Origin of the sequence: Aquitalea magnusonii, assembly GCF_003202035.1 — a bacterium.
GTDB lineage: Bacteria > Pseudomonadota > Gammaproteobacteria > Burkholderiales > Chromobacteriaceae > Aquitalea > Aquitalea magnusonii.
The window spans coordinates 22,378-37,500 of the sequence record NZ_QJKC01000010.1 but is presented as its reverse complement, the minus strand read 5'-3'; the positions used below and the strand labels follow the sequence as shown (position 1 = coordinate 37,500).

General features: G+C 57.3%; 14 protein-coding genes. 5 read left to right on the top strand and 9 right to left on the bottom strand.

The genetic code is table 11. The features are described 5' to 3' along the window. Positions 1 to 42: 42 nt before the first annotated feature. The 3 genes from DFR38_RS11925 to DFR38_RS11915 all read right to left on the bottom strand — a co-directional run bounded on the left by DFR38_RS11925 (position 43) and on the right by DFR38_RS11915 (position 2,030). Entirely contained in the window at positions 43 to 447 is a 405-nt protein-coding gene (locus DFR38_RS11925; protein WP_110313447.1) for a hypothetical protein, read from the bottom strand. 101 nt (positions 448 to 548) lie between these two features. After that, positions 549 to 1,238, bottom strand: coding sequence for a hypothetical protein (locus DFR38_RS11920; protein WP_059284454.1), 690 nt, complete (start codon positions 1,236 to 1,238; stop codon positions 549 to 551). A gap of 360 nt (positions 1,239 to 1,598) precedes the next feature. Next, entirely contained in the window at positions 1,599 to 2,030 is a 432-nt protein-coding gene (locus DFR38_RS11915; RefSeq protein ID WP_059284455.1) for a DUF1376 domain-containing protein, read from the bottom strand. Positions 2,031 to 3,370: 1,340 nt separating this feature from the next. Here DFR38_RS11915 and DFR38_RS21875 point away from each other — a divergent pair. Further along, entirely contained in the window at positions 3,371 to 3,592 is a 222-nt protein-coding gene (locus tag DFR38_RS21875; RefSeq protein ID WP_082693245.1) for a helix-turn-helix transcriptional regulator, read from the top strand. Between the two features lie 304 nt (positions 3,593 to 3,896). Here DFR38_RS21875 and DFR38_RS11905 read toward each other — a convergent pair whose 3' ends face one another. The 5 genes from DFR38_RS11905 to DFR38_RS11885 form a co-directional block, all read right to left on the bottom strand. Further along, positions 3,897 to 4,187 carry a hypothetical protein gene (locus DFR38_RS11905; RefSeq protein ID WP_059284456.1) on the bottom strand — a complete coding sequence of 97 codons (291 nt, stop codon included), beginning with the start codon at positions 4,185 to 4,187 and terminating at the stop codon, positions 3,897 to 3,899. 37 nt (positions 4,188 to 4,224) lie between these two features. Beyond that, positions 4,225 to 5,097, bottom strand: coding sequence for a slipin family protein (locus DFR38_RS11900; RefSeq protein ID WP_059284457.1), 873 nt, complete (start codon positions 5,095 to 5,097; stop codon positions 4,225 to 4,227). Between the two features lie 135 nt (positions 5,098 to 5,232). After that, positions 5,233 to 7,131 carry a putative bifunctional diguanylate cyclase/phosphodiesterase gene (locus DFR38_RS11895; protein WP_059284458.1) on the bottom strand — a complete coding sequence of 633 codons (1,899 nt, stop codon included), beginning with the start codon at positions 7,129 to 7,131 and terminating at the stop codon, positions 5,233 to 5,235. A 6-nt stretch (positions 7,132 to 7,137) separates the two neighbouring features. Then, a complete protein-coding gene (locus tag DFR38_RS11890; protein WP_059284459.1) occupies positions 7,138 to 9,633 on the bottom strand; it encodes a chemotaxis protein CheB in 2,496 nt (831 codons plus the stop codon). A 233-nt stretch (positions 9,634 to 9,866) separates the two neighbouring features. After that, entirely contained in the window at positions 9,867 to 10,553 is a 687-nt protein-coding gene (locus DFR38_RS11885) for a Crp/Fnr family transcriptional regulator (RefSeq protein ID WP_059284460.1), read from the bottom strand. A 345-nt stretch (positions 10,554 to 10,898) separates the two neighbouring features. Here DFR38_RS11885 and DFR38_RS11880 point away from each other — a divergent pair, with 345 nt between their 5' ends. Beyond that, entirely contained in the window at positions 10,899 to 11,291 is a 393-nt protein-coding gene (locus DFR38_RS11880; protein ID WP_146215972.1) for a hypothetical protein, read from the top strand. A 165-nt stretch (positions 11,292 to 11,456) separates the two neighbouring features. On the opposite strand, the gene DFR38_RS11875 is transcribed toward DFR38_RS11880, so the two are convergent. Next, positions 11,457 to 12,167, bottom strand: coding sequence for a Crp/Fnr family transcriptional regulator (locus DFR38_RS11875; RefSeq protein WP_059284462.1), 711 nt, complete (start codon positions 12,165 to 12,167; stop codon positions 11,457 to 11,459). A 232-nt stretch (positions 12,168 to 12,399) separates the two neighbouring features. On the opposite strand from DFR38_RS11875, the gene DFR38_RS11870 reads away from it, so the two are divergent. The 3 genes from DFR38_RS11870 to fumC all read left to right on the top strand — a co-directional run bounded on the left by DFR38_RS11870 (position 12,400) and on the right by fumC (position 14,985). Continuing rightward, entirely contained in the window at positions 12,400 to 13,056 is a 657-nt protein-coding gene (locus DFR38_RS11870) for a BON domain-containing protein (RefSeq protein WP_204377388.1), read from the top strand. A gap of 151 nt (positions 13,057 to 13,207) precedes the next feature. After that, positions 13,208 to 13,405 carry a hypothetical protein gene (locus tag DFR38_RS11865; RefSeq protein WP_059284463.1) on the top strand — a complete coding sequence of 66 codons (198 nt, stop codon included), beginning with the start codon at positions 13,208 to 13,210 and terminating at the stop codon, positions 13,403 to 13,405. A 194-nt stretch (positions 13,406 to 13,599) separates the two neighbouring features. Beyond that, positions 13,600 to 14,985: a class II fumarate hydratase gene (fumC, locus tag DFR38_RS11860; RefSeq protein WP_110313446.1), complete on the top strand. Its 1,386-nt coding sequence runs from the start codon at positions 13,600 to 13,602 to the stop codon at positions 14,983 to 14,985. Positions 14,986 to 15,123: the final 138 nt, after the last annotated feature.

Below are 15,123 nucleotides of genomic sequence, written 5' to 3'. Positions count from 1 at the left end.
CATCGATGTAGATAGGGGGCCGCTCATGCGGCCCCTGTTTTTTTAGTGCGTTGTGATGTCGTCGAGTAAGCGATTAACTGCATGATGCAGGGAACGGCTAAGCTCTCTACGGATGACTGCTGCCGTTTTTCTTAACCACGCATCATCATCGATGGTTTGCCGTGGTGCTTCGATGGCTTGGCTGATCATCTCATTATCCAGCAGGGTCAAAACCTGAAGCCCATAAACGGGGTAGCCTACCCCATAAAGAGCCTGCCAGCCGGTTCGTATTTCCGAATCAACATGCCAAGTGCCATTCACAAAACACGGGCTGGCGACGGCTCGGCGCATGCGAGGGAAAAAAGCTAAGCCGATTTGGCATAGGTCCATGTCGACGATGTCGCGGTCAGTCAGGCCTTCGATGGCCTCTTGTAGGATTTCGATCAGCTCTTCAGTTTGTTGATGCATGTTGGTTTCCATTTCGAGAGGGGCTGGGCGCAGCCGATCCTGGCTGCGCGGTTTGCCTGGCAAAATGGAGATGAATTGCAGGGTGCGATAAACCCGTTGCGCTATTTTAGTTGGTTTGGACGAAAGCGGATATATGGCAGGTAGCTGATCTGCCGCGGTTGCGGCCCCGCTGCAGGGCGAAGACGCTTCCACTCGGCCCGCAGGTACTTAACCAGCAGGCCGACCTGGCGCCGCACGAGACGGAAGCCTGGTTCGCCGTACAACTGATCTTGCAGCCGCTCTATCGACAGGTCACGAGGGATTTCATCGAGCTCGATGATCCGGCGCCGATGCGGCGGAAGGGAGGCGATTTGGTGGATGCGCTCCCGGTACTTCTGCTGGTGAGATGTGGTCATCTGCCAACTCCAGCTGACCCCATCGTTAACCAGTTGATGGTGGCCATCTGGCATGGTCAGCCGAGTTTGCTTTTGCCGCAGGTCTTGTAGCTGTTCCCGCACATGGACCCGCCCGACACCTTTTGTTGCCATTAGAACAAACCAAACCTGCTCAGATTGGTCTTGCTGCGGATGTCCGCGTACCGGCATAGCAAAAAGGGTGCTGGTTGCGTCCCCCGCGCGCTTGCGGCGGGCTTTTGACTGGCGAGAAATCTCTGACTCATACTGCAGCGCGAATTTCTTGGTCATGGCATCGAATTTTTCACGTTCGATATATCCGGTTGTGTAATGAAAATAGCCATTCCCTGCGGCTTGCTGCAGGCGCTGCATAAATGTCAACTTGCTTTCGTAAAGCATATTTATCCTTGGCAGATAAGCACTGCTCAATGCGCATTGCGCAGTTCACAGAGCGGATTGCATAGTTCAGATTGCACATGGAGCTAAGGGCTAAGAAAAAATTTATGCCGAGCTTAAATAAAGGAATAGCATGCACCGTTCAAGGAGGAGGGGGGCTGGTTTGGCGTGGATGGTGGTACCGCATAAGTAGAGATTCCATTTGCGGAAATTTCTACTTGGCGAGGCATGAAAATCTAGGCCATCTCATAACTGATTTGCAGCCCAATCCCCTTGCCATTCCCTACCTTCTTCTTGAACGGTAAAGCAGCTTAAATTTTAACTAAGCCTAAATTTAGACCATGGTTACGATGGCGATAACGATTACGGGGAGTCCTTATGGTCTTCCTTATGCAATCCAACAGGCTCTTCTCGAGCAAGGGCCTTTTCTGCTTTAGCTTTGATGGCTTTTGCCGTTCGTTCCATGACTTTGAGCCGGTTTTCTACCGCTGATTTTTTATCGGCATCGAGTTTGGTACTCTTCCAAAGCTTTCCCTCGATGGTGAAGAATGTAGAAATGATTTCTCTATCCTTTTTCCATTGTTTGATTGGTATTCGTGTGATTTGGCTTAATGCTGCATCATCATTCGGTAGCGAGTTATTTCTCCAGTAGTCGCATACGAGCAAGATATAAGCACCAATTTGCTGAGGTGTGAGGCGAATGGTGGATGCGATGAAATTGTCAATGTAAATAGGCATCCAAATTGAAACGTCTACCTCGGCCTTGGCTTGCAGTTTTTCTTTGTCATCGGGCATGGCTTCTTACTCCAATCGTAGTGTGAAAGTATCTTTAAAGCTGTGATGCATGCTCTTGAAAGTCTGGATAATTTGTTTTCATCCATTGGCGTCCATATTGAAATATTGGAGTGATGGGAGGTAGGTGTGAAAAATAGGCGCTTAGGTTGTTATTGCGTAAGCTGTTGACTTTAAATTAATTTTTATGATTTGTTGTTGTTTTGCGAGAAAAGGCATTTCTCAAAGGCATGGCGTAAAATCATTATGCGATCTGCAAAAGGGTTGTGACCTCTACACGCTGAATGTGCAGGGGCCGCCAACCCCAATTGCACGTTTGTGACTCGACCAACTCGACGCCAATCGAGTTGGGAGCTGCTGAAGCCGCGTGCGCGTAATTGCGCTGGCGCGGCTGCGAAGGGCGCTGGGAGGTGAAAACCCTCCCTTCGACCCAATCGCCAATTAGTTAGGGATTGGGCGACACGGAAACGGCGCTGCGCAGGAAATGGCGCAGTGACCTGCCATGATGTGAAAGCGGGTATATAGTCCCGCCCTGGGGATCTACCGAAAGGGGATGACCAGTGCCTGGCACGGAGGCTTTTGCGGCACTAGTAATAGTGCAGGGTGCGGAGGAGAAATCTGGAAGCACCGGGAGCTTGAGAAATCTTGCCTCAATGGACAGCTTAATCGTGTAACGGCACCGCTCGACGGTGCTGCCGGGAGAGAAGTTAAGCCACTGGCCGAATGGCTAGTCAGGGCATGTTGAAGCGCGTTTTGAGTAACCCACCGGCTGTGGAATCTCGCGGGGGTGAAACCGGGTTAGAAAACCTGGGTAGGCGTAGCCAAGAAACGTAGTGGAGTGCGGTGGCGTAATTTTTCGTAGTAGCGCATGGCTAACGTGGGAGCCGCCTACTGTCAAAGAAACCGGGTGGCACCGGTGGAGGCAGAGGCGGGGGAGATTCACTGAGTAGTGTCTAGCCGTACGGCAATGGCAGACCAATTGGGCAGACCTGACGGATGTTCTCTTGGCGAAAGGTGATGGCAGCAATTGATGTCAAACGCGTGTGATTGAAACCCGTGCCGGGGGTGGCACCTCGGCTCTTTTTGCGGAGAGACAAGCTGTAAAAGATACAAATAATTGGCATGACTAAAACATGAAGTAAGATTTAAATGTGCCTTTGGCATTGTTTAAAACTACTCGCCAGTCGCTTTTGCGACTGGCGTTTTTATTTTGGCACCGTTGGACAGAGCTTGTATGCGGCTGTCGATAACATCCTGCATCCTTATTTTTCATACCTACTCGAGGCAAAGGTTGTGGACGATGATGGCCATCATTGATTTTTGATGGGCATGCGAGGGTAGAAATGAAGTCTAAGCCGATTGTTTATGAGACCGCGAGATCAATGCTTGCCGTAAGATTACTGCGAATTGGGGAGGTTGAACTACTGATAGGCACTAAGAAGAGCTGGATTTGGGCATGTGTCGCTGATGGATCATTTCCCAAGCCAATCAAGTTATCTTCCCGAATCACTGTTTGGCGTGGGCAGGATGTGCTGGACTGGATGGATGCGCGAGGTGAGCGGTAAAGTGCCTCAAACCTACCCGTCATCACCGACAGGAATTGGCCGTCAGCAGTCATGCTAGCTTATGTGTATGATCTTTTGCTTTGGTCGAAAAGCCGTCACGCAGGCAACCATCGTGAGCAGTGACAGCTTTTCGGCCAAAGCAGTCCTTCGCATGCCAGATGAAAAATGGCTGCTTTCACTTTGGAAGCAGCCATAAAAGTATCTAGATAAACGATAGGAGATTCAGGCAGCAAGAAGTTTGATTAACGAGAGCCTGAAGTTGAAGCATAAATGGGTTGCCCTGAATGCTCCCACATCCGGTCATCTAGCGGTGCCTGTCACTTTTTACGGCTTGTTCATGCTCGTAGCTCACCAGAATATTCATCAATATGGTAGCCATGGCGGGTGTAAGCGTGGCAAAGCTCTGCGACCGGTAAGCGGCACTGATGGCGTGAAACAACGTGCGGCTTTCGCCAGACAACTGACGCAGATCGCCCAGGGTAAACAAGCGGATATCGTAGCGAGAGCCCATCAGCAGCCAGAAACCCGCCAGCATGGCCCCGTCCCGACTGCCATTCATCGCATTGATCCGTACCAGAATCTCACTTTCCGTCATACCGGCATCTCCTTTCTTCAAGCGTCCGGTGCATTGCTCATGCCGCTACCGGAATAGCCGGTGTGGTCGACGGCAAGGTGGTGCTGCCGGCCACGCCCAGCGCCAGCACGGCTGGATTCATGCTGTCCACCATGGCGCTAGGAATCAGAATAGTGGTTCCTCGCTCCTTGGTGGTCTCGTAAATGATGTTCATAGCCCGCAACTGCAAGGCTCCGGGCTGCTGCTGATAGATGCGGGCCGCTACGACAAACTGACTGGCAATTTCCGCTTCGGCCGCGCCGAGGATGATACGCGCCTGCTTTTCGCGCTCCGCCTGCGCCTGTCGGGACATTGCATCCTGTAAGGCTACCGGGATGGCTACGTCTCGCACTTCGACAGAGCTAACGGTAATGCCCCATTCGCTGGTTTTCTGGCCGATGTCCGTACACAGTTGCTGGTCTGCTGCACGTCGGTCAGACAATAAGGCGGCCAGCATGGAAGAACCAATCATCTCGCGCAAGGATGTCTGGGCAACACGGTCGATGGCCTGCTGGAAATCGGTAATCGCCAGCGCAGCTTTCTGTGCATCGTGCACATGCCAGAAGATGATGGCATCTACATTGACCGGCACCGTGTCGCGCGTCAGGGCCTGCTCGGCGTTGAAAGCGGTGGTCTGGATCCGCACATCGATGATGGCTACCACACTGTCAATCACCGGAAGGATGACAAACAAGCCGGGGCCACATACCCCCTGCAACTTGCCTGCGCGCAGCACCACGAATTTCTGCCAGGTATTGGCCATTTTGAGCGACATGCCCGTCACAATGGCGGCCAGCCAGAAGAGGGTAGCCAGCCAGCTGCTACCCAGCATGCCGATGCCCGCACCCGCGGCCAGCAGGCAGATAACAATGAAAAAGGTAATGGGGTTCACGCTGATGCTCCTACAAGGTTACCGGCCATATGCCGAAGGAAACCGGACAGGACATCATCAGGGGTGGGGCCGCACATGTCGGTGCTGCAGCATACATAGCGGACAGATTCGCTAGCGGTAGCGAGTGTGCGCCGGCTAGGGTTCTGGCTGTGGTGAGGGCATGTTTTCCCATACCCGTGCTTGCTGCCACTGCTGCATCCAGGTACTGACGGCGCTGGCTGGCATGGGCCTGGCGATCCCGTATCCCTGACAGTAGTGGCAATCCAGTTGCAACAGCATGGCACCATGCGCCAGGGTTTCCACCCCTTCGGCAATCACTTCGCGGTTGAAGGCACGTGCCAGCCGGATGATGCTGTCCACGATATTGCGGTCTTCCGGGCTGTTCAGCATGTTGCTGACAAAGCTCTGGTCAATCTTCAGCATGTCCACCGGCAGATTGCGGAAATAGGACAGCGAAGAATAACCGGTACCAAAGTCGTCCAGCGCAAAGCGGATGCCATGTGCGCGACAGGTCAGCAGCGTCTGTATCGACTGGGCTACCTTTTCCAACGCTGCTGTTTCCAGCAATTCCAGCCCCAGCTGTGCCGGCGACAACAGTGGAAAGCGCGCTAGTTGCTGCAGTAGTTTGTCGGCAAAGTCTTGCTGCTGCAGCTGGCTGGCACTGATATTGATGCTGACATCCAGCACCATACCTTGCTGCCGCCAGTGTTCCATTTGTTGCAGCACCTGGCTGACCACCCATTGGCCCAGCACCAGTTCGGCATTGCTGCCTTCCAGCACTTGCAGGAAATTTTCCGGGGTCAGCAAACCCAGCTCCGGGTGTTGCCAGCGCAGCAAGGCTTCCAGGCCAGTCACCTGGCCATCGCGCAAGTCCACCTTGGGCTGGTAGTGTAGCAATAGTTCGCCTTGTTCCAGCGCGCTGGTCAGCCGGGACAGCTGGTGGTGGTATTCCCGTATCAGTTGATCCCGGGCCAGATCGTAATAGTGGTAGCGGTTTTTGCCGGACTGCTTGGCCAGATACATGGCCTGGTCGGCATGGCGCAGCAAGGTGTCATTATCGGAATTGTCATTTGGGTAAACCGTTACCCCGATGCTGGCGGTGATCCGCACCAAGCGGCCGGTCAGCAGTTGCGGGGTGCCAACGGCCTGCAGCACTCGATCCAGCACCTGGTGGTACTCTGCGTCGTCGGCTAGGTCGGTCAGAAGCAGCACGAATTCATCGCCCCCCAACCGGGCAATGATGTCGTTGGCCCGTAGCGCCAGGCGCAGCCGGTCGGCGGTATCCACTAGCAACTGGTCGCCGGCCTCATGTCCCAGGCTGTCGTTGATCGGCTTGAAGCCATCTAGGTCCAGATAACATACCGCTAGGTGCTTACCGGTGCGCTGTGCCCGTTGAATGGCCAGATTCAGCCCCTCGGTCAGCAGGCGCCGGTTGGGCAGGCCGGTGAGCAAATCATAATTGGCCATGCGGATCAGCTCGTCTTCTTTCTGCTTGAGTTGGCTGATGTCGGAAAAAAAACCGATATAGTGCCGTGCGCTACGACGGGTGCTGGGTGGCTCTCGCAGTAAGGTCAGAAACAAGCGCGCCGGATAGGATGAACCATCGCGGCGCAGGCAGCTCAGCTCGCCGTGCCAGCTGCCGTCTCGACGCAGGGTGCGCAGCAATGGCCTTGATTGCAAGCCGTCCCTCCCCGTGCTGACCAGCATGCTTACATGTCGGCCAAGACTTTCGCTGGCAGTAAAACCGGTGATGGCAGTAAATGCCGGGTTGATGTCGACAATTCGCATGGTCGCATCGGTAATGACAATGCCTTCGTGGCTATGGCTGAACACATAGGCCGCCAACCGCAGTGCCTCGTTAGAATGCATCAGTTCCTCGTTCTGCATTTCCAGTTCGATCTGGTGCACTTGCAGCTCGTGCAGCAGGCGTAAGGGGTCTGGCGTCCCGTACAAATGGTCCGGCATGGCTTGTAGCTGCTGCTCGGCACGCCGGCGCAAGGTGGCGGCGTCTTGTTGTGCATGGGGCTTGACCATCAGCGCTTACTCCAGGTGTTGTTGCAGGCGTGCTTCCAGGCTGGCGATCTCCGTCGTGTCGATGAAAGTGATCACGATGCCGTCAATCACGTTATCCAGTCGGCGATACGGCATGATGCGTACGCGGTACCAGCGGCCACTGCGGCTATGGACCCGTTTTTCGGCAAAAACCAGGGTTTGCAGCACCTTGGCGGCATCGTCCAGCAGGCGGGGGTATTCCAGCTCGCTGCGGATATCCGACAAAGGGCGGCCGATATCGCCGGGGATGAACTTGAACAGCGCGGTGGCATGACTGGTAAAGCGCCGCAGCCGCATTTCGCCATCCAGAAACACCGTGGCAATCTCCGTGCTGTTCAGCAGGTTGTTCATGTCATTGCGTTCCCAGGTCAGGTCGTCCAGCTTGGCCTGCAGCTCGGCATTGATGGTTTGCAGTTCTTCGTTCAGCGATTGCAGCTCCTCGCGCGAGGTGGTCAGCTCCTCGTTGGTAGCCTGCAGCTCTTCATTGCCGGACTTTACTTCTTCCAGGGCAATCTGCATGTCTTCCTGAATGGAGCGCAGCAGCTTGCGGTTTTGTTCCAGCTCCTGCTCCAGCATCAGCTCGCGTTCGCTGACCGACGCACGGCGCCGCGCTCTTGCCTTGGGCTGCGGTGCCTCGGTAAACACCACCAGCAGCCGGCCTTGCAGCCCTTCTGGCTGGCGGATCAGCTGTACCGTCAGATGAAAGTGGTGTGGTGTGCCAAATCCATCCACCTGCAAATCATTCACCTGCACCAACTCCACACCGGACTGCGCTTGCAGAATGGCGGTATTCAGCGCACTACCCAGACCGGCGCGTGCCATGGCATGGATATTCACATTCACCTTGCCGGCGGCGGGTTCCAGGTATTTGCCCACCCGGCCGCTGATATACAGGATATCGCCGTCGCTATTGATCAGAACGGCCGCAGGGGCGTAATTCTGCTGGATGAGCTGGTCGGTCTGGTACTCAAGGCTTTTTCGATAATCTGGCATTGTTTCTTCAATAGTCAGCAACGATCGGGACTGTGTCCGTAGCGGAAACTCCAGCGTGCGGCTGCTGCTGGCACTGTCGCTGCGGATGAATATGCGGTTTTTCTTGTCCAGCGGTAAAAACAGGTTGGAAAACCGTCCGGTGGTTTCCGCGCTGCCCAGCACCAGAATACCCCGGCGGCATAAGGCGTAATGAAACAGTGGCAGCAGTTTTTCTTGCAACACGGTATCCAGATAAATCATCAGATTGCGGCATGACAGGATATCCAGCCGGGTGAAGGGCGGGTCGGAAATGATGTTCTGCGTGGCAAATACGATCATGTCGCGGATGTCCTTGCTGACCCGCAAGTGATTATCCTCGGCCACGAAGTAGCGTTCCAGCCGCGCTGCCCCCACATCGGCAGCCATGCTGCACGGATAGACGCCACGCCGGGCAAGCTGGATGGCATCGTCATCCAGGTCGGTGGCATAGATTTGCAGGCTGAATTGTCCCGCAGGCTGATGCAATAACAGCGACTCGCGAAACAGGATGGCCAGCGAGTACGCTTCCTCGCCGCTGGAGCAGGCCGGCACCCAGGCGCGCAATGCCTTGCCTGCCGGGTAGAGGGCAAACAGGGCCGGCATGGCCACGTCGCGCAAGTACTCCCACACCGCCGTATCGCGGAAGAAGCGGGTGACGCCGATGAGCAGCTCCTTGAGCAGCAAGTCGCGCTCTTGCAGATTGGCACGAAAATGCGCGGCATAAGCCTGCAGGTTTTCCAGCTGCAACAGGGCCATGCGCCGCTCAATGCGGCGATTCAGGGTATTGGGCTTGTAATGGGAAAAATCATTGCCGGTATGCTGCTGCAGCATGCTGATGATTTCGCGCATGGCCTGCTGCGGGTCAGACTGAGCCGGCCCGGCTGCCTGGCTGTCGCTCTGCCAGCTGGGACATTGCTCGGCCACCAGCAGGGGCAGCCGCTCTGGTGCGGCGACGAAGTCCACCACGCCACGGTCAATCGCACTGCGTGGCATGTTGTCGGCACGGGCGGTTTTCGGGTCTTGGACAAAGGTCATACCGCCGCAGGCCTTGATTTCCTGCATGCCCAGCATGCCATCCGCCCCCATGCCGGACAAAATCACCGCTATGCTGCGCTTGCCCAGCCCGTGCGCCAGCGTGTGAAACAGGTGGTCAATGGGCAGGCGCTGCCCTGCTGCCGGCGGAGACAGGTAAAGACAGCCACGCTCATAACTCAGGGTTTTGTTGGGCGGAATGACATAAATGCAATCCGGCAGAATAGGCGTGCCGTGACTGGCCTCATGCACGGCCAGGCGGGTATGGCTAGCCAGCAGTTCCGGCAGGATGCTGGCGTAATCGGGGGCCAGATGCTGCACGATGACCAGCGCCATGCTGTTGCCTGGCACAATGCCGGCGACAAATGCTTCTAGTGCCTCTAGACCGCCGGCCGAACAGCCAATGCCGATGACGGCAAGCGGCGGGCTGGCAGGGGGCATCAAGGGTGAGTCTGCATGGACCGTAGCCGCGGAGGGTGAGTTTTTCATCATGTTCTTCTGTGCAGCACACTGCACGCCAGACAGCCCGGGGCAATATGACACCGGGCAGTGCCTTGCACCCTACTCTCTATTACCCGGGCTACGGGAAATTTTCGCATTGCAGCATCCAATTATGGTCGGTTTATCCGTTGCCGGCTTATCCGGCGCACCGCCGCAGGGTTTTGTTGGTGGCGCTAAACCAGCCGGGCAAGATTGCGCGCAAACAGCACATAACAGCTGCAGGCCGCCAGCTGCAAGCCGGGCCGGTTCAGAATGCTGACCACACCACGGCGATAGCCAATCAGGCCCTGACGCTGCAGCTGGCCGGCCGCCTGCGTGATGCCAACCCGGCGTACGCCCAGCATGTCGGCCAACATTTGCTGGGTGAAATGGATGTCATCCCCTGGCAGGCGGTCGTGTGCCATCAGCAGCCAGCAGGCCAGCCGTGGCTTAATCTGATGAAAGTGGGCACAGGCGGCAGACAGCGCCAGCTGCTCATGCGTAGCATAAAGATAGTGCTGGCTCAGCTGGGTCAGCGGGCGGCTATGTTGCAGTGTATGCCAGAAACCCAGATAGCTCAGTTGCAGCCCCCGCCCGGCTTCCATGACCGTGGCCTGCAAGGGAGAGCGCGCCCGACCCAATACCAGGCCGGCACCCAGCATGCCTTCATTGCCGAACATGCCGGCCGCCACGCCATGATTACCGGTACAGGCCTGCACCACCACCAGCCCGGACAACGGGAAATACACCTGACTGCCGCCAGGGCCAGGCATGCCCAGACGGGTAGCTACCGGTAATGCCGTTTCCTCGCATAGTGCCAGCAGTTGGCGACGATCGGCAGCCGGCAAACGCTGCAAAATACAATTGTGTGGCTGCGCCATGCTTTCACTCCGCGCCGCAAGCCCGGCGATGATCTGGCGGCCCGGTATTGAGCGCCATCGCCAGCCTGCGCGGAGCGGCAAGCGCTGACTGTCTGTTACCGCGCTTAGCGCACCGCCCATCCATGCCGGATTTTGCCAAAGCCCTGGCCAATGTTTGCCAACGCACATACGGGCGGATCACTGCTGCCACAAGATGGGGCAGACGGAAATACATCTTCGTCTGGCCTGCCGGATTCCACTGCTACTGCCCTTGCTGCTGGATGAGGCAGGCCCCCATTTGCAATGTCCGGGCAGGGATCAAGCCCTTTTCCCGTCAGCCACCATGACCCGTAGCGGAGAACATTCATGAGCACTACGCATCAGCCATTGCCCTCATTCAGCCAGCCTGTTGTGGGGCTGGGCCTCAAATTCATGGCCATTTCCCTAGACTGCGCAGAGAAAATCGTCCACTTCAATCTGGCCTTGGGCCGAGCGGGGCTGGACACCTGCGCCTTGTCGATGAAAGAGCTGACGGTTCCTGCCTCGCCGGAGGAAACCATGAGCAAAATCAGCAAGATTACCAGCAATGCCTCCAGCAAGGTTATGCAATGTTCAAGCGAGCTGTGCAACGACCTGTCCAAAAACCATGAAAGCTTGTGCACGCTGACCGAGCATCATTTCAGCTCCCTGCGCAGCGCACTGTCCGACCTGCCTGCCGTTGAAGGCAGCAACAAGAAAACCGTCAGCACGGTGCTGTAAGAGCAGCTGACAAAATAGCGAAGCGTCCCTGGGGCAAGGCGCGCCGACGCCGACAGTACAAGCTGTACGGCAAGGAGGCGCAACGCCGCAGCGGTTTTTTTGTGAGCCGCTCTCAATCTGGTACGCAGCCTGTCCCGGCTCATGTTGTGCCGGGCTGCGGTCTTTTTACTGTGGCCGGCATGGCGGTAGCAAGCGCTCATACTCCTTTTTTACCACCGCATAACACTCGCAAGTGCGGCTTTCCAGCGCCGGCCGATCCAACACCTTGATATGGCCACGGGAATAACTGATCACCCCCTCGCGCTGCAGATTCAGCGCCGCATTGGTGACCCCCTCGCGGCGCACCCCCAGCATGTTGGCAATCAGCTCCTGTGTCATGCACAGCTCATTGCCCTGCAGCCGGTCCAGGCTGAGCAGCAGCCAGCGGCACAACTGCTGATCCAGCGAGTGGTGCCGGTTGCATACCGCAGTTTGCGACATCTGGGTAATCAGTGCCTGGGTATAGCGCAGCAAAAGATGCATGAAAGGCAGCGAGCGGTCGAATTCCTGGCGGATGATTTTGGCCGGCAGGCGGTAGCCACTTCCCCCGCTCTGGACTACCGCCCGGCTGGGTGTGGACTCCCCACCCATGAACAGGGCAATCCCGACGATGCCTTCATTGCCCACCACGGCAATTTCGGCGGAGTCGCCATTCTCCATCACATACAGCAGTGAAACGATGGCCGTCACCGGGAAATATACGTGACTCAGCGCGTGGCCAGACTCGTACAGTGTCTTGCCCAGCGGCAGTTCCACTTTTTCGAGAAAGGGCTTGATGTGTAACAGCTCGGTATTGGGCAAGACCTCGAGCAGGCCATTGCCCAGACAAGTATCCATCTGTCACCTCCGCATATTGAACCGTTTAATTCAATCTCTATAAACATAATCTAAGAATTAAGCAGAGTATGTACGCTAGCGAACATAAGACCTGCGGTAACAGGCCCACGCCACAGCAAGCCGGCCGGCGATCAGCAGGACAGGCTAGTCCGTCCGCTATGTGCGCCAGCAGACAGACGAGCGCGCCGGGCAGGTCTGACGATGGCCCTTCACAGGACCAGGAGGTGCAATCATGATCAAGACCGACACCCAATTGCAGGCGGATGTGATGGCCGAGCTGCAGTGGGACCCACAGATCAATGCCAGCCATATCGGCGTACAGGTCAGCGATGGCGTCATTACCCTGAGCGGGCATGTGACTGACTTCAACCAGAAATGGGCTGCCGAACACGCCGCGCTGCGGGTGGCTGGTGTGCAGGCCATTGCCATCGAAATCAACGTGGAACTGCCTTGGCCGGACAAGCGCAGCGACAGCGACATTTCCGGTGCCGCCGCCCATGCACTGCAGCTAGTGGGCGCACTCAAGGGCCACACCATCAAGGTGATGGTGGAAAACGGCTGGATCACCCTGTCCGGTGATGTGGAATGGGATTTCCAGCGCAGGACCGCCACCCGGCTGCTGCGCCATCTGACCGGCGTCACCGGCGTCAGTTGCGAAATTGCCCTGCGCAGCAAGCTGGTCAGCACAGCCATCAAGGAAGAAGTGGAAGCGGCGCTCAAACGACGTGCCATTCATGATATCGACAGCATCACCGTGAGCATTTCCGGGCCGGATGTCATCCTGGGGGGCACCGTACACAGCTGGTCGGAACGAGCACTGGCCAACCACGCCGCCGCCGGCATGCCGGGCGTGCGCAATGTCATCGACAAGATTGCCGTACTCATCTGAAGGTGACGACGCCGGGCCGCCCGCTGCCGGCGCAGAATATATCTTGCGCTATGCCGGTTAACGCACAGATGGCCCAGCGCCGGGCGCGCATGGTGGAGTGGATGCCGGGTGAACTCACCCGACACAATCAGCAAGACCAGAGGTACACGCAATGACTTCCATCACCGAAAAGCACGACACCGCAAAACCCGCTGACAGCAGCAAGGCCAATGCCGGCATCACCAGTACCGGCCCGGTATTCAGCCAGAAGGGCAATACCGTTGAATCCGGCAAGGACGCCACCAAGGACGCAGCAGGCAAAGAGCCCAGCACCATGCAGGACAAGACCGTGGACCAAGCCAAGGCCTGAACCGCGCATCGCACTAGCGGACTCGCCTGTTTCTAAGCCAAGGCAGTCCGCCATGCCCCCCCGGCCTGCCCTGTTGCACTAGCCTGGTTGTAATAAGCTGCCTGTCAATTCCATCCCGGAGTTGATGGGCATTTTGCATGATGGCGGAGACTCGGCACGGGCCAGCCACCGCCTGGTCAGACGGAGCCAGCATGATGACGACTTCCCAACGCATGGAAAGCGACAGCTTTGGCAGCATCGCCATACCCGCCGATGCCCTGTGGGGGCCGCAAACCCAGCGCTCGCTGCAACACTTTGCCATTTCAAACGAAACCATGCCGCCAGCGCTGATCCATGCCCTGGCCGCCGTCAAGCGCGCCGCCGCCCAGGCCAACAGTGAACTGGGCCTGCTGGACGCCAACAAGGCCCAGGCCATCATGGCTGCCTGCGATGCCATCTGCGCCGGTCAGCATGAGCGGCAGTTTCCGCTGTCGGTCTGGCAAACCGGCTCCGGTACGCAAAGCAATATGAACATGAACGAAGTGCTGGCCAATCTGGCCAGCCGGGCGCTGGGCGGCCTGCCTGGCCAGCCCACCGTGCTGCACCCTAATGACGACATCAACAGGGGGCAGTCATCCAACGACGTATTCCCCACTGCCATGCACCTGGCCGCCGTACTGGGCCTGACCCGGCAACTGCTGCCGGCGCTTGCTACGCTGCGTGCCATGCTGCTGGCCAAATCGCAGGCGTATTCCCAGTTGATCAAGATTGGCCGCACCCACCTGCAAGACGCCACCCCGCTGACCCTGGGCCAGGAAATATCAGGCTGGGCAGCACAACTGCAGCATGCCGAACAAGCCGTGCACAACAGCCTGCCCGCACTCTGCCAGCTGGCCATCGGCGGCACTGCCGTGGGTACCGGGCTCAACACCCACCCGCAGTTTGGTGACCGGGTAGCCGCCATCCTGGCAGCACAAACCGGCCTGCCCCTGCACAGCGCAGACAACAAATTTGCCGCCCTGGCCGGCCACGACGCCATGGTGGTGGCTCACGGCGCGCTGAAAACACTGGCCACCGCGCTGATGAAAATCGCCAACGACATCCGCTGGTTGGCATCCGGCCCGCGCTGTGGCCTGGGCGAACTGATCTTGCCGGCCAACGAAGCCGGCAGCTCCATCATGCCGGGCAAGGTCAACCCCACCCAGTGCGAGGCCGTCACCATGCTGTGCTGTCAGGTGATGGGCAACGATGTGGCGCTCACCATCGGCGCAGCCTCGGGCAACTTCGAGCTGAATGTGTTCAAGCCGCTGATTGCCCACAACTTCCTACAAAGCCTGCGCCTGCTCAGCGATGGCATGCACAGCCTCGGCCAGCACTGCATTGCCGGACTGGAACCAGACCGTACACGCATCGCCCAGTTGCTGGAACAATCGCTGATGCAGGTCACCACCCTCAGCCCGCACATTGGCTACGACAAGGCCGCCAGTATTGCCCACCACGCCTTGCAGACCAACTGCACGCTGAAACAGGCGGCACTGGAACAGGCCGGCATCAGCGCTGCCCAGTTCGATGCCTGGGTGCAGCCCGCCCACATGGTGTAAGCCACGGAGTAGACAATGACGTTTCGGCCGTTGATGAGTAAGTCGTTACCGCATCACCGGTGAATACCTAGATGGCGTTACGGAGTTCCCGATCGTCAGGATTACTGGACGGTTGTGATATCTCGCTTGCTCAGCGCG